Consider the following 25,551-nt stretch of genomic DNA (forward strand, 5'->3'; position numbering starts at 1 on the left):
TTTAAAGAAAATTCCGAAGATTATAGCAGAATAATAATGAAGATATAGATTAATTATGTAATAAGATTGTTTTTAATCGGCTATAATATTCACTAGCACAACGTATAAATTGAGTCCAAACCAAAAGGTCATAACAACATGAATACAAAAACACCTGAAGCGCAACCTATTGCAAAAAAACGTCTTGATTATAAAGCGCCTAATTTTACTATTACCGACATTGATCTTGATTTTGATTTAGCGCCCGAAATAACAACAGTAACAGCCCGTAGCCGCGTCGTTCAAAAAAACCAGCAAGCGAGCGATTTAATTTTAGATGGCGAAGACCTTAAATTGATCTCCATTAATATCGACGAGCAACCATGGCATGATTATCAAATCACAAAAACAGGACTAATTATTCACAACGTGCCTACCGAGTTTACTTTAACGATTGTTAACGAAATCAAACCAATTAATAATACCGCACTTGAAGGATTATACGTATCAGGCGAAGCGCTTTGTACGCAATGTGAAGCGGAAGGATTCCGACATATCACCTATTATCTTGACAGACCCGATGTACTTGCACGTTTTTCGACACGCATTACTGCGAATAAACAACGCTATCCTTACCTACTTTCGAATGGTAATCGCATCGCGCAAGGTGAACTTGCTGATGGACGTCATTGGGTACAATGGCAAGATCCTTTTCCTAAACCTGCCTACTTATTTGCCTTAGTTGCTGGTGATTTTGATATTTTAAAAGATCAGTTTATCACGCAATCCAAACGTAAAGTTGATTTAGAAATTTATGTTGATAAAGGTAATTTAGATCGTTCTCACTGGGCAATGACAAGCTTAAAAAATGCCATGCGTTGGGACGAAACACGTTTTGGACTTGAATATGATTTAGATATTTTTATGATCGTTGCAGTCGATTTTTTCAATATGGGAGCAATGGAAAACAAAGGATTAAATATCTTTAATTCAAAATATGTGCTTGCCAAACCACAAACAGCAACAGATGATGACTACCTAGGTATTGAAGGGGTAATTGGTCATGAATATTTTCACAACTGGACAGGTAATAGGGTCACCTGTCGTGACTGGTTCCAACTCAGTTTAAAAGAAGGGTTAACAGTATTCCGTGATCAGGAATTTAGCGCCGATATGGGATCTCGTGCAGTCAAACGGATTGAAGATGTAAAACTTTTGCGTACCGTTCAATTTGCCGAAGATGCCAGCCCAATGTCTCACCCTATTCGCCCAGAACAAGTCATTGAAATGAATAACTTTTATACAGTAACCGTATACGAAAAAGGCGCTGAAGTTATTCGTATGATGCATACCTTGTTAGGTGAAGATAAATTCCAAGCAGGCATGAAACTCTATTTCAAACGCCATGATGGTAGTGCCGCAACATGTGATGATTTTGTTGCTGCCATGCAAGATGCCTCTGGCATCGATTTAACTCAGTTTAAATTATGGTATAGTCAATCAGGTACACCGGAACTAACCGTTACTGATAAGTACGATGCAACAAATCAACAATATACTTTAATAGTGGAACAATATACACCACCGACACAAGATCAAAATCAAAAACAGGCATTACATATTCCGCTTGATATTGAATTATATCAACCTAACGGCGAAGTCATTACACTGCAATACCAAGGCAAAGCTATTCACCATGTTTTAAATTTAACGCAAAGCACACAACAATTTATCTTTGATAAGGTAACTGAAAAGCCGATCATTTCATTATTACGTGATTTTTCAGCCCCCGTTAAGTTAACTTATGATTATCAAGATAATGATCTCATTTTCCTAATGCAACACGCGACTAACGCATTTAGCCGCTACGATGCAGCGCAAATGCTATTGGCAAAATATGTTCGTTTAAATGTAAAAAATCATCAAGAAAATCAAAAGTTAACACTACCTGATTCAGTATTAGATGCATTTAGAGCTGTATTGTTATCAGAAAATACTGATCCTTTCCTTATTGCGCAGATCTTGACCTTGCCATCTGAAAACGAATTAGCTAATTTATTTACTGTGGTTGATCCAATCGCTATTCATGAAGTCCGTCTATTTTTACTAACTCAATTTGCAAACGAACTTTATGATGAATTATTAGCCGTTTATCACCACAATAACACTTCACAATATCAAATTAAACATAATGATATTGCTAAACGATCACTTAAAAACTGCTGTTTAACTTTATTAGCTTATGCTGATGACAATTCGCGCGCCAATACATTAGTGAGCCAACAATATCATCAAGCCAATAATATGACTGATTGTTTAGCCGCCTTGAATGTAGCGGTAAAAGCTGAACTTGATTGTCGAACAGAGCTATTAGTAAACTTTGATGATAAATGGCATCAAGATGGACTTGTTATGGACAAATGGTTAGCATTGAACGCAACAAGCCCAGATAAAAATGTCCTTGCTACAGTGAAAAAATTATTAACTCACCGCTCATTTACGCTCAGTAACCCAAATCGCATCCGTGCATTAATTGGTGCCTTTGTAAATAATAACCCTGTGGCATTTCATGCTAAAGATGGTAGTGGTTATCAATTCTTAGTTGAAATCCTCACTGAGTTAAACCAAAAAAATCCGCAAGTTGCCGCAAGACTCATCGATCCGCTGATTCGATTAAAACGTTATGACGAAAAACGTCAACAACAGATGCGAAAAGCACTTGAAGATTTGTTAAAAATTGACAATTTATCTAAAGATTTATTTGAAAAAATTAGCAAAGCATTAGAAGCATAAATAGCAAAAATATTATCATCCTGTAATATTCTTACAGGATGATAATACATAAATGAAAAATTGAAGCTTGATACTAAAAAACATCTCTAGCTAAAATTTTTTGATAATTATTCTCATGAGTCTTAAATAATGACAATAAAAGAAATCACACCAACAGAACTGGCACAAAAACTAAACCAGTCTGATAATATTTTCTTACTTGATGTACGCGAAGCTAACGAGGTCGCTATTTGCAACATTAATGGTGCAACGCATATTCCAATGAACCTAATTCCCTTGTATTTAGACAAAATCCCTGATGAAATCGATATTATTATTTATTGTCATCACGGCATAAGAAGCCTTAATGTCGCTAACTATTTAGCTGAAAATGGTTTTGATACCGATTACCTTTACAACCTTACAGGGGGAATTGATGCTTGGGCATGCATAATTGATCAACAAATGCCAAGATATTAAAATGCCCGTTATCAACGGGCTTTATTTTTTCTCGTTTATTCTTTAGGCATTACCCAATAACCATTTTGATTATGTGTTTTCATATAATCCTTAAACTGTTGGGACTGATAAATGCGTTTAATATCTTGTGCCCATTGGCTATTTTCGTTTCCCTCATTAACTACCACCATAATCTCTAAGTCTGGAATGATAGTTTCTGAAAGAAGTGCTTTATTTGAATCTATATTGGCAGAATAAACGATACTACCTGGGATTACCGCAAAATCTAACTCATCTAATACACGAGGAATGTTAGCCGAATCCATTTCAATGATTTCAATACCTGCGATATTCTCAGCTATATCATTTTTACTCACAATAATAGGGTTAGTGTTTTCCTTTAATTTTATCCATCCTGCCTTTTCTAATAAATTATATGAGCGAGCTGCATTAGAAGCATCTTGCGGAATAGCCACTTTAGCCCCCGAAAAAACTTGCTTTAATGAGGTATATTTATTCGAAAATACTGCAGCAGGCACCGATGGCACATGAACAACCGACTTTAAATGTGCCTTACGTTGTGCATTAAATACGTCCATATAAGCTGTATGCTGTGCAACGGTTAAATCGATACTACCCTCAGTTAGAGCGATATCCGATTCAAGCAAATGTGGAAAACTAACTAGTTTAACTTTATAACCTTCGGATTCAAGTATTGGCTTAACAGCATCATTAAACAAATCATTATAAGGCCCTGGCGATACTCCCATACTGATCTCTTTTTTAGTTTGATTATTAGCTTGGTTTGATGATTTATCGCAAGCCGTAATCAAACTTATTGAGCTAACCACCAATGCGAAGGCAATATACCTAAAAAATTTGTGTTCAGTAAAAAATGTTTTCATAAAAAATACCCCTATAAGTTGCAAACATAAAACACTGTAGCACAAAAAAAGCGGTTCATTTATTCCAAGTGATTCTATCTTATAACTTTAAGGAATAAGATATAAAAAACGATTATTAGGGCAGAAAACTAACCTATGTTACCGTTAAATAAACATAAATTACATCGTTGAATAATAATCCCAAATTTAAAATTCACCATATCATGATAATGCCTTTGGTTAATTATTTATCCAAATATTCAACTCAAACAAAATAAATGGGTTACAAATAATGATTAGATTTGAAAATGTTTTTAAACAATATGAGCGAAATGGCATCACCACACAAGCATTAAACAATATTAATTTAACCATTCGTAAAGGCGATATTTACGGTATCATTGGTTATAGTGGCGCGGGTAAAAGCACATTAGTTCGGTTAATTAACTTTCTTGAAAAACCGACAAAAGGTAATGTCATTATCCAAAATCAAGTTCTCAACCAATTATCAAATAGTGAATTACGGCAAGTAAGACGAAAAATTGGTATGATTTTTCAGCATTTTAATTTATTAGAATCAAAAACTGTATTTGAAAATATAGCCATACCGCTAATTTTACTTAAAGAAAAAAAACAAACTATACAAAAAAGAGTTCATGAACTTTTAGCTTTTGTTGGATTAAGTGAAAAAGCCAATAGTTATCCTAAAGAGCTATCAGGTGGGCAAAAACAACGGATTGGTATTGCTCGTGCTTTAGCAAATAACCCTGATATCTTATTATGTGATGAAGCCACCTCTGCACTTGACCCACAAACAACTCAAGACATTCTAGATTTAATCAAAAAAATTAACGAAAGATATCAAATAACAGTCGTATTAATCACTCATGAAATGCATGTTATTGAGCAAATTTGTCATAAAGTAGCCGTCATGGAAAAAGGAGAAATCATTGAACATGGCAATGTACTTGATGTTTTTGGTCATCCCAAACACCAAACAACACAAAATTTTGTAAGTACCGTGATTAATGATCAAATCCCTGATGGAGTGGTCAAAAACTTGCTCGCGCTAGAAAAAACAAAAGACAATATTCGATTATTCAAACTTGAATTTTTGGGTAGTTCAGCATCAGAGCCCGTAGTAAATAAGCTAATACTGCAACAAAAGGTCATCGTCAATATTTTATTTGCCCATATGTCCGAGATTCAAAATACCGTGCTAGGCAGCATGTTTGTGCAATTAAAAGGAAATGATAATCATATTAATGATTCAGTGAATTATCTGTGTCAGCATGGTGTACAAGTCACCGAAATTAACCATTGGGAGAGCAACTAAAATGGAACAATTCAATACCATTATTCATTATTTAGCCTCTTACTTTACAACGACAGTCACAACAGAGCAATTTATTCAGGCATTTTATGATACCTTTATTATGGTCTTTTTCTCCTTAAGTGTTGGGGTATTATTAGGTATTCCGCTTGGTATCTGTTTAGTCACAACAAGACCGACAGGGTTATTAGAAAACCCACTGATTTATCGGATATTAAATCCAATCATCAACACACTAAGATCGCTTCCTTTTATTATATTACTTGTCGCCATTCATCCACTAACTAAACTGATCGTTGGTAGTTCATTTGGCACACTAGCCGCTATTGTGCCTTTAACCATTTATGTTGCACCTTATATAGCCCGATTAGTTGAAAACTCCTTACTTGAACTTGATAATGGTATTATTGAAGCTGCGCAATCCATGGGTGCAACAACATTACAAATTATTTGGCATTTTATGTTACCTGAAGCCTTCAGCTCGTTAATTTTAACCATAACAACAGCCACCATTGGCTTAATTGGTGCAACGGCAATGGCTGGTGCAATTGGCGCTGGAGGGATTGGTGATTTGGCTATTTCGTACGGTTATCAACGTTTTGATACGGCCGTCACTATTATTTGCGTGGTAATTTTGGTTATTGTTATACAATTTATTCAAAGTTTTGGAAACTATCTAGCACGAAAAGTCAGGCACGAATAATACATAACACTAAAAGGCAAAATACATTTTGCCTTTTTTGCTCTGATTCATTATTGAATGTGATGTGCATTTTATATCAATTATTAGCATTTTAGTATAAAACAATAACTTTAATACATTTCCTTTATTCTCAATTATCAAGTAAAATAGCTCCAATTTTAGATCAGTAGTGTAGGAAATCACTGTGACAAACACATTACAGAAAAATTTGGTTGAAATTCATGATATGTCTTTTTATCGTGGAACAAGACCTATTTATAAAAATATGAGTCTGAATGTCCCAAAAGGAAAAGTCACGGCAATTATGGGGCCATCTGGCATTGGTAAAACCACCTTATTACGTCTGATTGGTGGTCAATTAAAACCGCAATCAGGAAAAATTTTATTCGATGGTGAAGATATACCAAGCATGTCGCGTTCAAGATTGTATGAAGTACGTAAACGCATGAGCATGTTATTTCAATCAGGAGCCTTATTTACTGATCTGACGGTATTTGACAATGTGGCTTATCCATTACGCGAACACCTAAACTTACCTGAACCTATATTGCACAATTTAGTGCTAATGAAATTACAAGCGGTTGGCTTACGTGGCGCAGCTCAAATGATGCCTTCTGAATTATCTGGTGGTATGGCAAGACGCGCCGCTTTAGCTAGAGCTATAGCGCTGGATCCCGATTTAATCATGTTTGACGAACCGTTTGCTGGGCAAGATCCTATCTCAATGGGCGTGATTGTTAAACTGATATCTGAAATTAACCAATCATTAGGATTAACTTGCATTGTTGTAAGTCATGATGTGAGCGAAGTACTCAGTATTGCAGACTATGCTTATATTGTAGCTGAACAACATATTATTGCAGGTGGTACACCGCAGCAATTGCGTGATAATGACGATTCACGGGTTAAACAGTTCCTTGACGGTTTGGCTGATGGACCAGTCCCTTTTCATTATCCTGCTGATGATTACCGATTAGACCTAAGCAGAGGTATAAAATAATGTTGAATTTACTGGCAAAATTAGGGCAATGGTTTATCAATATCATTGCGATGATTGGCCGTTCCGGTGTTATGCTGTTTGGGGCATTAATTGGTAGGCCACAATTTAACAAACAATTTCCATTACTCATTAAGCAATTTTATTTTGTTGGAGTACAATCACTGACCATTATTATTGTCTCTGGTCTTTTTATAGGCATGGTTCTGGCTCTGCAAGGTTATTTTATTCTAACTACTTTTGGAGCCGAAGCAAGCATTGGAATGATGGTTGCTCTAGCCCTACTTCGCGAATTAGGGCCTGTTGTCGCAGGTCTACTGTTTGCTGGCCGTGCAGGCTCTGCTTTAACAGCCGAAATCGGTTTAATGAAAGCAACTGAACAGTTATCAAGTATGGAGATGATGGCAATTGATCCACTACGGCGTATTATCGCTCCGCGTTTTTGGGCTGGATTTTTTAGTATGCCGTTTTTAACTGCAATTTTTGTCACCGTTGGCATTTTAGGTGGCTCGCTTGTTGGTGTTGATTGGAAAGGTATTGATGCGGGCTTTTTTTGGTCATCTATTCAAAGCAATGTTGATTGGTGGCATGATTTAGGAAACTGTTTTGTCAAAAGCTTTGCATTTGCCATCGCTAGCACTTGGATTGCACTTTTTAATGGTTACGATTGTGTACCAACATCAGAAGGAATTAGTCGAGCAACAACAAGCACTGTTGTCTATTCATCATTAGTTATTTTGGGGTTAGATTTTATTTTAACCGCATTAATGTTTAGTCATTGAGGTCATTAAACATGAGTCGTAAAATCGAAATTACAGTAGGATTATTTATGGTACTGGTCATTTGTTCAGTGCTATTTTTATGTTTTAAAGTAACCGATCCAACATCATTTGCAAGCCATAATTCCTATCGAGTTTATGCTGTATTTGAGAATATTGGGGGATTAAAAGCACGTTCTCCTATTAAAATTGGTGGGGTAGTCATTGGTCGCGTCAGTAATATTTCGCTAAATTCGTCAAATGGCAATCAATACAAACCTTATGTAGCCATGGATATTGATGCACAATATAATAAAATTCCAAGTTCAAGTTCACTTGCAATTAAGACATCTGGAATACTTGGAGAACAGTTTATTGATATCAATATAGGCGTTGATAGAGAAACAGAATTTAGTATTGACGCATCAGGCGTTGATCCAGCTATTGTAGCTAAAGCAGAAAAAAATAAAACTCCACCATACTTACTTGAAGGTTTTGTTGTGCAAAACACCACACCTGCTCTCGTTTTAGAAGATCTGATTGGTAAATTCCTTTACAGTATAGGAGGCTCATCAGATAAAGACAAAGCCAACAAAGATAAAAAAGAAGATACAACTGAAAACTAAGGAGTTAGCATGTTAAACAAATTTAAAACAACCATTTTTTTAGTATTAGCTTTATTGTTTAGTTCTACAGCCTTTGCTGAAAACGATCCCTATAAAGAAATGCAAGTTGCTGCTGATAAGATTTTTAGCACTATGAATGCACAATCCGCAGCATTAAAATCAAATCCTAACAAACTCAAAGAGATTGTAAAATCAGATCTGTTACCTTATGTGCAAGTAAAATATGCTGGCGCATTGATTTTAGGTAATTATTATAAAAGTGCAACAGAGGCACAACGCACGGCTTATTTTGAAGCTTTTGAAAACTACCTTGTACAAGCTTTCGCTCAAGCATTATCTATGTATAATGGTCAAACCTATCAAGTTGAATCGCCTAAAGATTTAACTGGCAAAACACTTATTTCTATTCGTGTTTTATTAAATCAACCGGATAAAAATCAACAACCATTGCGTATTGATTTTCAATGGCGTAAAAACTCTATCACAGGCGAATGGAAAGCTTATGATTTAGTTGCTGAAGGTGTAAGCATGATCACCACAAAACAAAATGAGTGGTCAACTATTTTACGTCAAGATGGTATTGATGCATTAACCAAACAATTAACTGAACTTTCAAATCGCAATATTGATCCAAATGCTAAACAAAAAGGTTAGTCGATAATGTCGCGAATCAAAACAGAACAACAACAAGATATATTATGTTTACAGGGTGAACTTGATGTTCACTCCTTAAACGACTTATGGTCAACACAAGACTCTATTTTAAATGGTATAAAATGCATTGATGTAGAGCAACTTACTCGGGTTGACTCTTCAGGGCTCGCGACGTTAATTTATTTTTGCAATAAATATCATGTCAAACTCAAAGGTATTAACCCTCAATTGCAAACGCTCATTACCTTGTATGATTTACAACCTGTAATCAACGTTTAAAATAGATTAGGTTTTGTACTGAGACACTGAGCTAAAAAACGATACTACAACACAGAGTTAACAAAAAATAGTCCTTACATTTATATTAATGATGAGTATTACTAATGAATAAACAAGAAATTATAGATAAATTAAAAAGTTCGCTTGAACTTGATGACGTACATGTCCTAACCGACGATGGTAGCCATTTTCAAGTTATTGCTGTCGGTGAATTATTTGCCGATTTAAGTCGCGTAAAAAAACAACAAGCAATTTATACCCCTTTGGCAGAATTCATCCATGACAACCGTATTCATGCTCTTTCTATAAAAACTTATACCCCTACTGAATGGCAACGCGAACGCAAATTGATGGGATTATAATGCTTCCCAAGTATAACATTCTCTTGAATTAACTGAATTTGCCACCATATTATATTCTATCAATAGACAACCCATGTGTATAAAGGTATCGCTACATGACTAATCCATTATTAACAGATGCACCATTACCACTTTTTTCAAAAATTAAACCCGAGCATGTTTTACCTGCTATACAAGAAACTCTAAAAAACTGCAGAAATACAATTGAAACAGTACTAAAACAAAATAGCCAATACACTTGGGATAACTTAATCCAACCAATTGATGAAGTGGACGAAAAATTTGGTCGAGCTTGGTCGCCAGTTAGCCATCTTAATTCAGTTAAAAATAGCCCTGAATTACGTGAAGCTTATGAAGCTTGTCTGCCATTATTATCTGAATACAGCACATGGGTTGGACAACATAAACCTTTATATCAAGCCTATAAACAACTCAAAGAAAGCGAACAATATGCGACGTTAAGCAAAGCACAGAAAAAAGTTATTGATAATGCATTACGTGATTTTGAATTATCTGGAATTGGCTTACCTGATGATAAACAAAAACGCTACGGTGAAATTGTCGCAAAATTATCAGAATTATCCTCAAAATATAGCAATAATGTACTTGATGCGACCATGGGGTGGTCAAAATTAATTACTGATATCAAAGAACTCTCTGGCATGCCTGAAAGTGCGCTTGCTGCAGCTAAAGAACAAGCAAAAATAAAAGGCGAAGAGGGTTGGTTACTGACTTTAGATATGCCAAGTTACCTTCCTGTTATGACTTATTGTGATAACCGTGATTTACGATTTGAACTTTATCAAGCCTATACGACTCGTGCATCAGATCAAGGCCCTCATGCTGGTAAGTGGGATAATACAGAGATCATTAAACAAATCTTAATGCTACGTCATGAACTTGCACAATTACTAGGCTTCAATACTTATGCTGATAAATCACTTGCAACAAAAATGGCTGAATCTACCTCGCAAGTCATCGAATTTTTAAATGATTTAGCAACTAAAGCTAAACCTCAAGGCGAAAAAGAGCTAGCTGAACTTAAACGTTATGCTTATGAGTTTTTTGGTGCTAGTGATATCAAGCCATGGGATGTGGCTTATTATAGTGAAAAACAAAAGCAATATTTATACAGTATTAACGATGAAGAGTTGCGTCCTTATTTTCCACAGCAAAGAGTAATTAGTGGTTTATTTGAGGTAGTACACCGCATCTTTGGTATTACAGCCAAAGAGCGACAAGGCGTTGAAGTTTGGGATCCTGAAGTAAAATTTTATGATCTGTTTGCCGCTAACGGTGAATTAAAAGGTAGCTTCTATCTTGATTTATATGCACGCGAGCACAAGCGTGGTGGCGCTTGGATGGATGATTGTATTGGTCGTATGCGTTTTGCTGACGGACATGTACAAAAACCGGTTGCCTATTTAACCTGTAACTTTAATCGCCCGGTTGGCGACAAACCAGCGCTATTTACGCACGATGAAGTCACCACCCTATTTCATGAGTTTGGTCATGGTTTACACCACATGTTAACCGAAATTGATACTTCATCTGTCGCAGGTATTAATGGTGTACCTTGGGATGCGGTTGAATTACCTAGTCAATTCTTAGAAAACTGGTGTTGGCAACCCGAAGCGCTTGCATTTATATCAGGACATTATCAAACTGGCGAACCACTGCCAGCAGAAATGTTAGAAAAAATGCTAGATGCTAAAAACTACCAAGCCGCGCTATTTATTTTACGCCAATTGGAATTTGGTCTATTTGACTTTAAATTACATACACAAAAAGATCCTGATATTTTAAACACATTAGCCGAAGTAAGACAGCAAGTCGCCGTTGTGCCTACCGTTGAATGGGGTCGATTCCCACATGCATTTAGTCATATTTTTGCGGGAGGTTATGCTGCTGGTTATTACAGCTATTTATGGGCAGAAGTATTATCTGCTGATGCATTTTCACGTTTTGAAGAAGAAGGCATTTTCAACGCTAAAACGGGAAATGCCTTTCTTGATAACATCTTATCGCAAGGCGGTAGCGATGAACCAATGACACTATTTAAAAACTTCCGAGGTCGCGAACCTCAACTTGAAGCATTACTTCGACATTATGGCATCCACTAGTCCTAACTTAGCTCAGCTAAAATTATTAGCTGAGCAGTGGTTATCGGCAAATGCCGATCTACCGTTCACTCTGGTTACCCAAAACAATCAACTTGAGTTACAAAAGACAGACGAACCCAAATTAGGTTCGATATGTGTTAATTTCGTTTCAGGAACAATGGCTCATCGTCGTCAATTTGGTGGTGGTCGTGGTGAAGCAATTGCTAAAGCAGTCGGGGTAAAAGGTGAGTATTTACCTACCGTTGTTGATATCACAGCAGGGCTTGGTCGAGATGCCTTTGTTTTAGCATCTATCGGTTGTCATGTCACTATGTTTGAGCGGCACCCTGTCGTTGCTGCATTATTAGAAGATGGTTTACAGCGTGCCTATCAAGATCCCCATATTGGTAGTTGGCTTGAGCAGCATTTACGTTTAATTTATCATTCAAGCATTGAGGGATTAAGTACTTACCCAGATAAACCCGATGTGATTTATCTCGACCCCATGTTTCCACATCGTCAAAAAAGTGCACTTGTCAAAAAAGAGATGCGCATTTTCCAACAACTAGTTGGTAGTGATAATGATGCTGATAGTTTATTAGAACCAGCAAGAAAATTAGCAAAAAAACGAGTGGTAGTAAAAAGACCAGATTATGCACCGTTTTTAGCCAATCAAAAACCGACGGCCGAAATTAAAACAAAAAATCACCGTTTTGATATATATACACCTTTAAAGTAATAGAGGAACACGTTTTAAATTATGCGATTAGATAAATTTCTTGCTCATCATTTAGGTGCCAGTCGCACGATTGTCACCAAAGAACTCAAAGCTAAAAAAGTGACTGTCGATGGTGAGATTATAAAATCAGGCGCTTATCAATTATCGCCAAAACAGATTGTTCATTATGATGGTTATCAAATCGAACAAGTTACCAGCCAACGCTATTTCATGCTCAATAAGCCTCAAGGCTATGTTTGTTCAACCGATGATCCTGACCATCCCACTATTCTTTATTTTATTGATGAGCCGATACCTGAAAAATTACATGCAGCTGGCAGGCTTGATCTTGATACGACAGGACTGGTATTGCTGACCGATGATGGAAAATGGTCACACCGAATTACATCACCCAAGCATCATTGTGAAAAAGTCTATGCCGTCACGGTTGAACAACCATTAGGCATTGAACTGATTGATATATTTAAAAATGGCATTCAATTAAAAAGTGAGAAATCACTCACTAAACCCGCTAAATTACATATTATTGATGATTTTCATGCTGAATTAACCATTAGTGAAGGTCGATATCATCAAGTTAAACGCATGTTTGCAGCGGTCAATAATCATGTTGTTGCGTTGCATCGCAAACAGATAGGCAAAGTAATCCTAGATATACCTGAAGGGGAATATCGACCACTTACACAAGATGAAATCGACTCGTTTAATTGATACGTACAATTTACAGAGATCTAAACCACAACTTTTCATTTAGATAATTAAAGATTTTTTAAATAATTTTGTGTCATTGATTGTCGCGCATTTTGTTATGTGCATTTTGAATAAAATTTGAAGGAAGTACGACGTGCCAACCCAAAATACTTTAGTTAATCTTAAAATATCTAAACAAGCACTTATTTTTATTCTTGGATTACTCTCTATGTTAATGCCTTTATCCATAGACATGTATTTACCAAGTATGCCAACTATTGCTCGTGATTTTAATGTAGCTGATTCGGCTGTACAGCTAACAATTAGCTGCTATTTATTAGGATTTTCTGTTGGTCAACTTTTATTTGGACCACTCACAGACAGTTATGGACGACGTAACGTATTAATTTTTGGTCTAATTATTTTTATAGTTGCAGCGTTAAGCTGTGGTATTGCAGTCAATATTAATCAATTAATCACAGCTCGCTTTTTTCATGGCATTGCGGCAGCAGCAACAACAATTGTAATAAATGCGCTAATGAAAGATATTTATCGTGATCGTGATGAATTTTCTAAAATGATGTCGTTTGTGATGCTAATATCTAATGTTGCCCCTTTATTAGCGCCAATTATTGGTGGATTTATTTTATATTGGTTCAATTGGCAAGCCAATTTCTACACTATAAGCCTAATTGCTTTAACCTGCTTTGGTCTAGTCATCACCTTTATTCCGGAAACACTAGCAAAAACAAAACGTGATAAATTTAGCTTAATTCGCATTTTAAATAATTTCATTACGCTATTCCGCCATAAACAAGTATTAATTTATATGATGATAGGTGCATTTTCTGGTGCGGGATTGTTTTCATTTTTAAGCTTAGGGCCTTTTGTTTATATGAACCTGCACGGTGTTGCATCAATTAATTTTGGTTACTACTTTGCTTTCAATATCATAGTTATGGTCCTAATGAATACATTAAATAGCCGTTTTGTAAAACATGTTGGCTCTATTAAAATGATGCGCTTAGGCCTGTCGCTCCAATTTATTATGGCAATAGGACTGATGATCGTCACGTTCTTTAATTTGGGGTTTGCCTATCTTGTTGCTTGTGTTGCTGGTTATATCGGTTGTATGTCAACCATTGGTGGCAATAGCATGGCAATCATTTTAGACTTTTACCCCCATATTGCAGGCACGGCATCTTCTCTTGCCGGTACGATTCGATTTGCCGTTGCAGGGGCAATGGGTATATTATTATCAATATTAGTCTCAACGCATACTGCTGCAACTATAACGATCGACAATACAACAGAATGGCTAATGGTTGGCTCTATGGTGTTATGTAATTTCCTTTCTGTTGGATTATTTTTAAGGATCAAAAACATCAAAAGGTAATAGTAATGATTTATCAACTAGGTAATTTACATCCACAAATTCATCAAAATTGTTTTATCGCAAAATCTGCCGATATTATTGGTGATGTTGTTTTACAAGAAGGTGTCTCTATCTGGTTTAATGCTGTTTTACGGGGTGATATTGCACCGATCAGCATTGGAAAAAATAGTAACGTACAAGATAACTGCACAATACACCTTGAAACCGACATCCCTTGCATTGTTGGCGAAAACGTCACTATCGGTCACAACGTCATTCTTCATAGCTGTACGATTGAAGATAATGTGTTAATTGGCATGGGCAGTACAATTCTCAATAACGCCAAAATCGCAAAAAACTGCTTAGTAGGGGCTAACTCACTAGTTACCCATTCACTCCCTTATGAAGAAGGATGTCTAATTATGGGATCACCAGCGAAAATTATCCGCAAATTGACCGAAGCAGAAATCAACGGCAATATAAAAAATGCACAACATTATGTACAAAATGGAAAACGATTTAACCAAAATCTAACCCCAGTTAATCCATAACGACACTATTGATAATAATAAATGCGGTTTTATCTTTTATTCGCTCTTTGAGAGAGTGCAATTTATGATAAAATGCCCACAATTTTAATAGCGACAATGTTTAGGTACGTGTTTGAAAAAGCCCAAAATTACAAGAAAACAAATTACAACTCAATTTATTCTATTTACAATAATCGGGTTAGCTGTTTGTTTATTTTTATCACAGTACAGTTACGATCCGTCTGATCCTGGTTGGTCTCGTACTGCTTGGCACGATCCTATTAGTAATTTTGGCGGTTATATTGGCGCATATACCTGCGATATTCTTTTTCAATTTTTAGGTTTTATCGCTTATAGCCTACCTTTCATTGTTATTTTTATTTGTTTACAGTCAATTGTCTATTTTTACAAGCATGCTAATGAGCCTATTAACTACTTTAGTCTTTCATTTCGGATTATTGGAGTTTTAGCGTTTATATTTAGTGCTACAGGATTTTTTGCTTTAAATATTCGTGATTCTGAACAGTTTGAAGCTGGTGGTTATTTGGGTGCGATAGTCATCGAAAGCCTTTTACCCATTATAAATAACGTTGCTTTATCATTCATTCTTCTTGGAACTTGCCTAGCCTGTGTCACGTTATTAACTGGATTATCATGGCTCAATCTAATCGAAAAATTAGGTGCTTTTGTCATGCTTCTACTATTACCGATTAGATGGTTAATTAAATCTCGCCCGACAAATAACTATGAACAACCTGACTCACACCATGAAAAACCAATAATAGAGTCTGATGAGGAGACAAAATCACCTCAATTTACCATACCGTTTGAAACAAAAAATGATAATTCCCATATCATTCAAACATCAACCGCAATCCCGAGCAATGAAACCTTCCAAGAGCAGTCTTCAAATACTACGGCATTGACTGACAATGAAGAAATTTTAATCAAAACTACTGCTGAATTAATCGGATCACCGCGCGAAGATGCCCAATTACCACCGTCAAGTACAACCTCACAAACAATTGACAACCCGCCTAGGAAAGAACTTGACCCAGACGAAATTCTATCGCGCCTTGAATCGATTATTCAAAACATAAATGCGGACAAAGCCACACCCGATCAAGAGCAAGCATTGTCTTCATCAATGGAGCAAATAAAACAGGTAATACAAACGCAAAAATCAGCAGAAAAATTGTCTTTTGAAGAGCCAGACAAATACACTATTTCTGATGCTCCAAGTAAACCCTTATTTACTTCGGTACATAATGAGCCTGAAATTAAATTCACTCATGAACAAACACACATTGAACCAGCTATAGACGTTGCAAAGGTTGAAATAATTGAATCTAAGCAACCATTTATCCAAGAACCAGAGGTTAATACTGACCAAGCAAATATTGTTAGCATAGCAGACACAGCAGATACAGAAACTGACACAGAAGTAAAAGCAGAATCAGAAGCCAAACAACTGGAATATATTGATACCGAAGCGCTAAAAAAAGCCAATCCAATCATTGACGACATCTATCCTGAAGAAGATCGTGTTGAAGATGTACAACACTACCATTCCAACGAAAGCGACGAAGAAAGTTTAATTCATCCATTATTACGACGAAATGATAAACCATTACCTAAACCAACTACACCTTTGCCATCGCTAAACTTGTTAACCGCGCCACCGACAGCGCGAATCGAAGTTGATCATGCTGCTTTAAATGCCATGTCTGAACTAATTGAAAAAAGTTTGTCGGATTACCGCGTAAAAGCTAAAGTGGTTGATTATTTACCGGGACCTGTAATTACTCGTTTTGAAATTGAACTGGCACCGGGTATTAAAGCCGCACGAATTTCAACGCTAGACCGTGATTTAGCCCGTTCACTATCCATGCCATCAGTACGTGTAGTCGAAGTCATTCCGGGTAAACCTTATGTTGGCATCGAATTACCTAATAAAAATCGCCAAACGGTCTACTTTAGGGAGGTCTTAGATAGTCCTCAATTTAAAGATGCGCCATCACCGCTAACGATAGTATTAGGGAAAGATATCTCTGGACAATCGGTGGTTGCTGATTTGGCGAAGATGCCACATTTATTAGTTGCCGGTACGACAGGTTCAGGTAAATCAGTCGGCGTTAATGCAATGATTTTAAGTATTTTATATAAATCGCAACCTGAAGATGTCAGGTTTATAATGATTGACCCGAAAATGCTTGAATTATCTATTTACGAAGGGATACCACACTTATTAACCCAAGTAGTAACCGATATGAAAGATGCCGCCAATGCGCTTAATTGGTGTGTTAACGAAATGGAACGACGCTATCGACTCATGTCGGCGTTAGGTGTCCGTAATATTGCCGGTTATAACGAAAAAATCAAACTGGCAGAACAAATGGGCAGGCCTATTCCCGATCCGCTATGGAAACCAACCGATAGCATGGATCTTAACATGCCAACACTAGAAAAATTACCATACATTGTAGTTATGGTTGATGAGTTTGCCGATCTTATTATGGCTGTTGGCAAGAAAGTAGAAGAGTTAATTGCACGCCTTGCTCAAAAAGCACGGGCGGCTGGTATTCACTTGGTATTAGCGACACAGCGCCCGTCAGTTGATGTCATTACCGGCTTAATCAAAGCAAATATTCCAACACGCATTGCCTTTACAGTATCAAGTAAAATTGACTCGCGTACCATTTTAGATCAAATGGGCGCTGAATCACTACTTGGTATGGGGGATATGCTTTATTTAGCCCCTAATAGTTCCATTCCAATTCGCGTTCACGGTGCCTTTGTCCGTGATGAAGAAGTGCACGCCGTTGTACAAGATTGGAAAGCACGTGGCACACCAAAATATATCGAAAATGTCACTGTAGCAACCGACGAAAGTGAAAACGGTAACGCAGATACGTTAGGCGAAGAGCTCGATCCATTATTCGACCAAGTTGTCGCTTTTGTTATTGAAACACGAAGAGCGTCAATTTCTAGCGTACAACGCAAATTTAGAATTGGCTATAACCGAGCTGCCCGCATTGTAGAACAAATGGAAGTAGAAGGCATTATTAGCGCCCCAAGCCACAACGGTAATCGGGAAGTACTTGCGGTATCAACACACAGTGATTATTAATCCTTATAATAAACCAAGCCATTTAAAACAATGGATTGGTTTATTACGCCATTACAGCGCACAACAGAATAACTATCATCGCCAATAGGTAACAAATAATAATGAACGCTTATTATCAGCAAATAGCATTATTAGAACTAAAACTCAATAATGACTCCAATCGATGCTTACCTGCACAATTAGCAACCCAAGCATTAATTAAAGAAATTTGCCTATCACCTAAGCCCGGATTAGTTGACATGAATAACAGTGGTGCCCACCGCGACATGAATTTTCAAACCTTTGTCCACAGCATCAGCGCTATTAGCAACTGGTTTGAACGTTTTTATCAATATGGCAAAGCATCCGCTTTACACGATAACAAACTATTTTTAGCGGGAATTAGACCGATTGGTATTGAGTGTGAACAAGCCATGTTCCAAGCCACCAACCAAGTCAACACCCATAAAGGCGGCATATTTGCTTTTGGATTGCTATTGGGTGCAATTGGACGATTAGAACAACTTGGCTTACCCACCCATGCACAAAGCATCTGTGACCAAGTTTCAGCCATTTGCCAAGGTATAGTTCAAAGCGAACTACAGCAAAATAACCAAGCTAATTCGATAGGCGAAAAGCTATTTAAACGTCATCACTTATCTGGTGCACGTGGCGAAGCAGAATCAGGTTATGCAACAGTTCGAAACGTTTCACTACCTATCTATCAAGAAATGCAAAATCACGGTCACGATGAAGAAACTAGCCTATTGCAAGCAATGTTACATTTGCTTGCATTTAATCAAGATACCAACTTAGTTGCACGGGGTGGACTTGATGGCTTGGCTTTTGTGCAAGAACAAGCGAAAAAACTCATCAAACAAGGTGGCATAACCAATCCCAAAGTACGGGAAAATTTGTATCAACTTGATACCGAATTAATAAAACGCAATTTAAGCCCCGGTGGTTCGGCTGATTTAATTGCGATCACTTGGTTTTTGTCTCAATATAATAAATACCTTTTCTGACCGATTTTTGGCGAAAATCAGGCCTTTTTTTGTTTTGGTGTATAGGATGGATTGGGTGCGGTGGTTTCGGACGTTTTGACCTTTAGCGAACAAAATAGTTACAGTGACCACGTCCGAGTCAGGGAATTAAAGCGAATTCCCTGACAACCCACGCTTTGGCTGCAGAATGTGGCCTACGGCTACGCTACTCGTATCATCCTGATACTCGCCTCTTCGAGGCCATCTTCGCTGTACTCAGATGTTCAAATTTGTTCCAGACGGAGAATAGCCTCGCCAAACATCCCTGTTTGGCGTGCTAACCTCGCTCTGTTGTCGGCACATTCTGACGCCGGAATAGGACAAACAACATAACCATCGTTTTTGGGATGGGTTGTTGTGTTTTTATAAGGTGATTTTTGTTAAAAAAACAGCCAGAAAAAACTTTAATAAAATCAATACCTTTCCTGACCGATTTTTGGGCGGAAAATCAGGTCTTTTTTGTTTTGGTGAATAGGATAAATTGGGTGCGCAAGTTTCGGACGTTTTGACCTATAGTGAACAAAATAGCCTCAGTGACCACGTCCGAGCTAAGGGAATTAGAGCGAATTCCCTTAGCAATCCCGCGCTTTGGCTGCAGAATGTGGCCTGCGGCTACGCTACTCGTATCATCCTGATACTCGCCTCTTCGAGGCCACCTTCGCTATGCTCAGGTGTTCAAATTTGTTCCAGACAAATTTGTCCGCCGTCGCTCGGTCTTGACGCACCGTTTGTGGACGCGCTCCCAGCGCACCACAAACTCGCCAAACATCCCTGTTTGGCGTGCTAACCTCGCTCTGTTGTCGGCACATTCTGACGCCGGAATAAGACAAATAACATAACCATCTTTTTGGGGATGGGTTGTGTGTTTTTGTTAGGCGGTTTTTGTTAAAAAACAGCCAGAAAAAACTTTAATAAAATCAATACATTTTCTGACTGATTTTTGGGCGGAAAATCAGGCCTTTTTTGTTTTGGTGAATGAAATGAATTGAGTGCGGTGGTTTCGGACGTTTTGACCTTAGGTATACAAAATAGCCACAGTGACAACGTCCGAGCTAAGGGAATTAAAGCGAATTCCCTTAGCAATCCCGCGCTTTGGCTGCAGAATGTGGCCTACGGCACTACTCGTATCATCCTGATACTCGCCTCTTCGAGGCCATCTTCGCTGTGCTCAGATGTTCAAATTTGTTCCAGACAAATTTGTCCGCCGCCGCTCGGTCTTAACGCACCGTTTGTGGACGCGCTCCAAGCGCACCACAAACTCGCCAAACATCCCTGTTTGGCGTGCTAACCTCGCTCTGTTGTCGGCACATTCTGACGCCGGAACAAGACAAACAACATAACCATCCTTTTTTGGAAGATATTATGTTTTTATAGTTATATAATTGATTTTATTTGAATTAATCACCTACACGGCGTTAAGGATAAAGGACCAGAAATGTTATTCCGGCATTACTTTCTAAACCGCCTACACGGCGTTAAGGATTTTTAACTTGATTGTGATAGCTTCCTCCAATTTCTAAACCGCCTACACGGCGTTAAGGTAGAGCTCAAGATTTGATAAATCTTGCTATATAAAGATAAACAACAATTTCATCTTTGAAAACCCTTTTTTTGAGGTGTTTTATAATCTATTGATTTTATTTAATTTTAAATTATCGTTAAAAAAAGGGTTTGGAGCGGTTAATTTGCTGTTATTGGGGCGCTATTCGTGGTTTTGTTGATTTGTTGTATGTCGATGCTTTGCTTAGGTGGTGTAAGCGGTTGATTTTCCTTGAAAATACAAAAAATAAAAACTTCAATAAAATCAATACCTTTTCTGACCACTTTTTGGATGCAATTTCATTGCTTTTTTACACAAAAACAACTCACAAAAAACACCTAAGGTTATGTTGTCTGTTTTATTCCGGCGTCAGAATGTGCCGACAACAGAGTGAGGTCAGCACGCCAAACAGGGATGTTTGGCGAGGCTATTCTCCGTCTGGAACGGATAATAGCCGGTGCGTTAAGACCGAGCGCCGGCGTCGGACAAATTTGTCTGGAACAAATTTGAACATCTGAGCACAGCGAAGATGGCCTCGTAGAGGCGAGTATCAGGATGATACGAGTAGCGTAGCCGCAGGCCACATTCTGTAGCCAAAGCGTGGGTTGTCAGGGAATTCGCTTTAATTCCCTTTGCTCGGACGTGGTCACTGTGGCTATTTTATTCACCAAAGGTCAAAACGTCCGAAACCTTGCCGTACTATAAATAGACCACAAATTTAAACCGCCACAGCATTATCCACTAGGATTGCCATCGACACTTTCAGCGTCGCCGGTGGCGGGGCGGCGCGATTGTGGCTTCGCCGCAACAGCGCAACCCTAAGGGAAGTGCCCCAACTTGCGCGGGGGCGTTATTCTTTGTTAGATTGTCCTCTCAGGCACCATAACCGCCCCCGCGGCCCAAGGATTAAGGAATAAACGCTAAAAACTAAGGTGCGGTACAAACAGCGGGATGAGTGTAGGAAACGCTGCGGCTAAAAGCGGTGCCGAGGTACGAGCTGACAGTGAACCCATCGCTACCTGCCGCGTCACTTGTCCAGTAGTCGTAGCCGAAGCCCGCACCAGCGTAGTGGCCCATGGCGCCCCACTCCCCGAAAAATCCGTAATCTATACCACGCCTGTAATTATTACTACTAGGACAAGGCAGACCATCCAGACCAATGCAGCCATACTTAACCAATTCCTTCATCTGTGACAAACGATAACCCAAACGACTACACCAAGTGAATTGGTTAGCCTTAGTATCATCTTTATTACCCCGATTGACGAACCACCGCTTTAACACAAATCCATACCTCACCTCATTACCTCGACTATCCCTACCGACCAACTCAAACTTCTGTGGCAAATCTGGTACATCTAGAGGATTAGGATTATCTGAATTTATCTGAGCACTACTCGCCCTAGGACCATGCAATGTTACCTTACCATTACTATCGACTGTAGCTGTTATATCACCATCCGTGACAACAGACCATGTCAACTGACTTGCATTAACTCCAGTAGGCATCGCTAAGTAAAAATACAAACCATCTGCCCCCGTTGTTGGGAAATTTTGGCCGTAAGAGGATGAATCAGTTGACTGAGTTAGAAAACCAGAACCATAACGCCATAGCCAAGATGGGCCTGCGTATTCGCCTGAGCCCCAGGTGAGATTCGGCTTTGCGGACGTCACAAAGTAACAAACACCAGTATCCTCATACGGATTGATATAATAATCCACCGTAGCTCCACTAAAACTACTACTCCTTGGCACTCCATACTGAGTAGTTAAACTTACTCCTGTACTTCTTAATGTTACCTTATAAGGTGCACGACATTTACTTAATCTATCAATACGACTGACGGTATTGCCATCTTTGTCCGTAAACGATACCGATATATCCCCTGATATACCATTCACAGCCGGCTCATCTCCATCATCATCACGCCAATAATTATACCTAGTGACCAAATCACTTAAACTCACTGTATAGATACCATTGGATTGACTGACTGATGATGGCACCAACATACCTATATCATGCAAAATACTTCCTGCATAAGGTAATCTTATTGGATTTCTTGAACTTGATGGGTTGGTTGACGGTGTGTACCTTGTTCCATCCTGTAACCTAATATACAATAAACTATCTGTATCCGTTACCTTTGTCCGACCGCCATCGAATGTTAAATACGGCGCACTACCTTCAATTGCTCTTGATGTCTGGGCCGTTAATGCCACTGAACCCTGTGAATACGACAACAACAATACCACGAAGAACAACGCCGATTTAGGGAATCTAAATAATCTAAGTAAGCCTGATAAACTTGGTAAACCTGAAAATTTAAATAGAAGAGGTAAACGCCTTGACCTCGGCGATAACCCTGCCGATAACGTCTCCGATTTCGCTACGCGAAATGACCCCGGTGATGAAAATAAGAACTGTGTCTGATTTCGACTACGGTGAAAATTAAAAAGTTTTAGGGCGTAGGTTTGGCAGGCCAGATGCCAGATGCCAGATGCCATAAATGGTAATGCATTTCGATCATCCTGTCAAGTAAATTTTTGTTTTATTTCGATTTTTTATAACTGACTGCTCTAATAATGAGCACTCCCTTGCTTTGTAAGCGATTAAATTATAACCGCTTGACCAATAATGCGCTACCTTTTTTGTTAAAAAATTGTAAAGTTTTGTTAAAGGATGAGTCAGCTTATGCTTGTATGCTTTGGGGAATAGTTTTGGGTGGTGTTTTTTAGCTAAAAACCAATAAATAAAAACTTGAATAAAATCAATACCTTTTCTGACCGATTTTTGTTTAAAAATCGTCCTTTATTTGCACCATCTTCCCCTTAAGCCGAAGGACTAAACTAAGGTGTGGTACAAACAGCAAGTTCTGTATAAGATTGGCTATGGTCATGGGCATAGACGTAGATTCTGCCATCGTACGCACTGGCTCGGCTGACAGGGCCTGATATGTCGCCAGCCCAATAGTAGCTGACAACGAAGCCCGCATCAACGTAATTGTACATGAGTCCCCACTCCGTGAAAAAACCTGCACCAATGTGACGCTGGTAATAATTACCACCTGAAGATGGCGTAGTACCATCTATACCATGTATACATGAGAACCAACTATTATCTACACCACACTTCGCGTTAGTCAAATCATTAACCTTAGGAAGTCGATAACCCAAACGATTACACCAAGATATTTGATTAGATAAAGTCTCCATTTTATTCCTTCTATTGATAAACCACTGCCTCAACACAAATCCGTACTTCACCTCATTACCGCGATTATCCCTACCCACCAACTCAAAGGTCTGTGGTAAAGAGGGTACGGTTAGTGAGCTAGGATTACTTGATTGTATTCGAGAGCTATCCGCCTTAGGACCAATGATCGTCACCCGCGTTACATTCTTGGATTTATCAGTAATCCAACTATCGGCTTCTATGGGCTGTCCACCTGGCGGGATGAATGTGCCTGAATGTGGTCTTGTCCAATTCACTGTAGCTGTTATCCCACCATGAGAAGCAGAAGACCATGTCAACTGACCTCCATCTACTCCCGCTATATCTAAATCAAAATACAAACCATCAGCAGCCGTAGTAGGAAAATTACGACTGTAAGATGACGAACTGGTTGATTGAACTAAAAAACCCTTCTTCCGGTTCCAAATGTTAGCCGGGCCAGCGTAATGAAGGTCATCGCCATAGGAATAAGAGCCAAATTTCAAATCCGGCCTTGCGTAACAAATTTTAGGCTGTTGTGAATTCAGGTTGATATAATACACCGCTGAACTACCTCTAAAAATCCTACTATTCGGCACGCCATACTGTGTAGCTAAGCTGCCTCCAGTACTACTTAATGTTACTTTATAAGGCGCATCACATATATCTAATGTGTCGCTACGACTTACTGTATGGCCATTCTTGTCAGTGAAACTTACCGATATACTCCCCGTCGCCGTTATGCCATTTGCACCCTGTCCATCTCCATCATCATCTCCCCAATAATTATATCTAGTGACCAAATCACTTAGACTCACTGAATTCACTGATGATGGGATTAACATATCTATATCTCCCAAAGTACTTCCTGCATAAGGTAATCTTATTGGATTTGCTGCACTTGATGTATTAGTTGATGGCCTGATAACCCGACCATCCTGCAACTTAATAGACAATAAACTATCTGTGGAAGTCGCTTTAATTCGCCCCCCATCAAACGTTAAATACGGTGCACTACCTTCAATAACCTTTGATGTATAAGTCGATAACGCATGTGTACTAAACGAACACGGCAATAACACCAACCCCGCAAAGGCCAATGAAAACTTTGATAAGGGGGATAAAAGCTTGAATCTCGATGATAACCCAGACGATGGCGCCAAGCTAGATGGTTTCGATAATGAGGATGAAGTCTGTTTCAGACTACGGTGATATTGAAAAAGACTTAGGGCGTAGGTTTGGTTCCATCCATGATAGCGCATTTCGATTGCCTTGTTAGGTAGTTTTTGTTTTATTGGTGTTTTTTATAATAGCCAGTTCAATTAACGAACACTTCTTTGCTTTAAAAGCACTTAGACTATAGTCGGTTGAAAAATAATGTACTAGTTTTTTTATTAAAAATT

The 25,551-nt window shown here is 38.3% G+C and carries 20 protein-coding genes; 17 read left to right on the forward strand and 3 right to left on the reverse strand.

Translation table 11 applies throughout. The features are described from left to right. Nucleotides 1-138 precede the first annotated feature (138 nt). Nucleotides 139-2,772, forward strand: a complete 2,634-nt coding sequence (pepN, locus tag GYX25_RS06015) for an aminopeptidase N (RefSeq protein ID WP_174786946.1) — start codon at nt 139-141, stop codon at nt 2,770-2,772. A 129-nt stretch (nt 2,773-2,901) separates the two neighbouring features. After that, entirely contained in the window at nt 2,902-3,231 is a 330-nt protein-coding gene (locus GYX25_RS06020) for a rhodanese-like domain-containing protein (protein WP_091346299.1), read from the forward strand. A gap of 35 nt (nt 3,232-3,266) precedes the next feature. On the opposite strand, the gene GYX25_RS06025 is transcribed toward GYX25_RS06020, so the two are convergent. After that, a complete protein-coding gene (locus GYX25_RS06025; protein WP_091346300.1) occupies nt 3,267-4,115 on the reverse strand; it encodes a MetQ/NlpA family ABC transporter substrate-binding protein in 849 nt (282 codons plus the stop codon). Between the two features lie 271 nt (nt 4,116-4,386). Between GYX25_RS06025 and GYX25_RS06030 the strand changes: the two genes are divergently transcribed. The 15 genes from GYX25_RS06030 to citG all read left to right on the forward strand — a co-directional run bounded on the left by GYX25_RS06030 (nt 4,387) and on the right by citG (nt 19,376). Further along, a complete protein-coding gene (locus tag GYX25_RS06030) occupies nt 4,387-5,430 on the forward strand; it encodes a methionine ABC transporter ATP-binding protein (protein ID WP_174786947.1) in 1,044 nt (347 codons plus the stop codon). A 100-nt stretch (nt 5,431-5,530) separates the two neighbouring features. Further along, entirely contained in the window at nt 5,531-6,130 is a 600-nt protein-coding gene (locus GYX25_RS06035) for a methionine ABC transporter permease (protein ID WP_446718915.1), read from the forward strand. A gap of 184 nt (nt 6,131-6,314) precedes the next feature. After that, a complete protein-coding gene (gene mlaF / locus GYX25_RS06040; RefSeq protein WP_091346306.1) occupies nt 6,315-7,130 on the forward strand; it encodes a phospholipid ABC transporter ATP-binding protein MlaF in 816 nt (271 codons plus the stop codon). Beyond that, nucleotides 7,130-7,909, forward strand: coding sequence for a lipid asymmetry maintenance ABC transporter permease subunit MlaE (mlaE, locus tag GYX25_RS06045; RefSeq protein ID WP_180214338.1), 780 nt, complete (start codon nt 7,130-7,132; stop codon nt 7,907-7,909). The genes mlaF and mlaE overlap by 1 nt, the downstream gene beginning before the upstream one ends. 11 nt (nt 7,910-7,920) lie before the next feature. Next, nucleotides 7,921-8,511: an outer membrane lipid asymmetry maintenance protein MlaD gene (mlaD, locus tag GYX25_RS06050; RefSeq protein ID WP_174786949.1), complete on the forward strand. Its 591-nt coding sequence runs from the start codon at nt 7,921-7,923 to the stop codon at nt 8,509-8,511. A gap of 9 nt (nt 8,512-8,520) precedes the next feature. After that, on the forward strand, nt 8,521-9,165 hold the full coding sequence (mlaC, locus tag GYX25_RS06055) for a phospholipid-binding protein MlaC (protein ID WP_091346313.1): 645 nt from the start codon (nt 8,521-8,523) through the stop codon (nt 9,163-9,165). Nucleotides 9,166-9,171: 6 nt separating this feature from the next. Continuing rightward, on the forward strand, nt 9,172-9,444 hold the full coding sequence (locus GYX25_RS06060; RefSeq protein WP_174786950.1) for an STAS domain-containing protein: 273 nt from the start codon (nt 9,172-9,174) through the stop codon (nt 9,442-9,444). A gap of 104 nt (nt 9,445-9,548) precedes the next feature. Beyond that, entirely contained in the window at nt 9,549-9,806 is a 258-nt protein-coding gene (locus GYX25_RS06065; protein WP_174786951.1) for a BolA family protein, read from the forward strand. A 95-nt stretch (nt 9,807-9,901) separates the two neighbouring features. Next, nucleotides 9,902-11,929 carry an oligopeptidase A gene (gene prlC, locus GYX25_RS06070; protein WP_174786952.1) on the forward strand — a complete coding sequence of 676 codons (2,028 nt, stop codon included), beginning with the start codon at nt 9,902-9,904 and terminating at the stop codon, nt 11,927-11,929. Beyond that, entirely contained in the window at nt 11,916-12,647 is a 732-nt protein-coding gene (locus GYX25_RS06075; RefSeq protein WP_174786953.1) for a class I SAM-dependent methyltransferase, read from the forward strand. Before prlC ends, GYX25_RS06075 begins: the two co-directional genes overlap by 14 nt. 21 nt (nt 12,648-12,668) lie before the next feature. After that, nucleotides 12,669-13,358 (forward strand): 16S rRNA pseudouridine(516) synthase RsuA, encoded by a 690-nt coding sequence (gene rsuA / locus GYX25_RS06080; protein WP_174786954.1) that lies wholly within the window; start codon nt 12,669-12,671, stop codon nt 13,356-13,358. Between the two features lie 133 nt (nt 13,359-13,491). Further along, nucleotides 13,492-14,733, forward strand: coding sequence for a Bcr/CflA family multidrug efflux MFS transporter (locus GYX25_RS06085; protein ID WP_202983828.1), 1,242 nt, complete (start codon nt 13,492-13,494; stop codon nt 14,731-14,733). A 5-nt stretch (nt 14,734-14,738) separates the two neighbouring features. Then, on the forward strand, nt 14,739-15,263 hold the full coding sequence (locus GYX25_RS06090) for a gamma carbonic anhydrase family protein (protein WP_174786955.1): 525 nt from the start codon (nt 14,739-14,741) through the stop codon (nt 15,261-15,263). A 112-nt stretch (nt 15,264-15,375) separates the two neighbouring features. After that, entirely contained in the window at nt 15,376-18,372 is a 2,997-nt protein-coding gene (locus GYX25_RS11410) for a DNA translocase FtsK 4TM domain-containing protein (protein ID WP_174786956.1), read from the forward strand. Nucleotides 18,373-18,473: 101 nt separating this feature from the next. Then, complete coding sequence (gene citG / locus GYX25_RS06100) at nt 18,474-19,376, forward strand: triphosphoribosyl-dephospho-CoA synthase CitG (protein ID WP_174786957.1); 903 nt, start codon at nt 18,474-18,476, stop codon at nt 19,374-19,376. Nucleotides 19,377-21,861: 2,485 nt separating this feature from the next. Here the strand turns inward: citG and GYX25_RS06105 are convergent. Together GYX25_RS06105 and GYX25_RS06110 are read right to left on the reverse strand one after the other, a co-directional pair. After that, on the reverse strand, nt 21,862-23,442 hold the full coding sequence (locus GYX25_RS06105) for a hypothetical protein (protein WP_174786958.1): 1,581 nt from the start codon (nt 23,440-23,442) through the stop codon (nt 21,862-21,864). A 342-nt stretch (nt 23,443-23,784) separates the two neighbouring features. Continuing rightward, nucleotides 23,785-25,410, reverse strand: a complete 1,626-nt coding sequence (locus GYX25_RS06110; protein WP_174786959.1) for a hypothetical protein — start codon at nt 25,408-25,410, stop codon at nt 23,785-23,787. Between the last annotated feature and the right edge of the window lie 141 nt (nt 25,411-25,551).

This window comes from Gilliamella sp. ESL0254 (assembly GCF_013344985.1).
Lineage (GTDB): Bacteria > Pseudomonadota > Gammaproteobacteria > Enterobacterales > Orbaceae > Gilliamella > Gilliamella bombicola.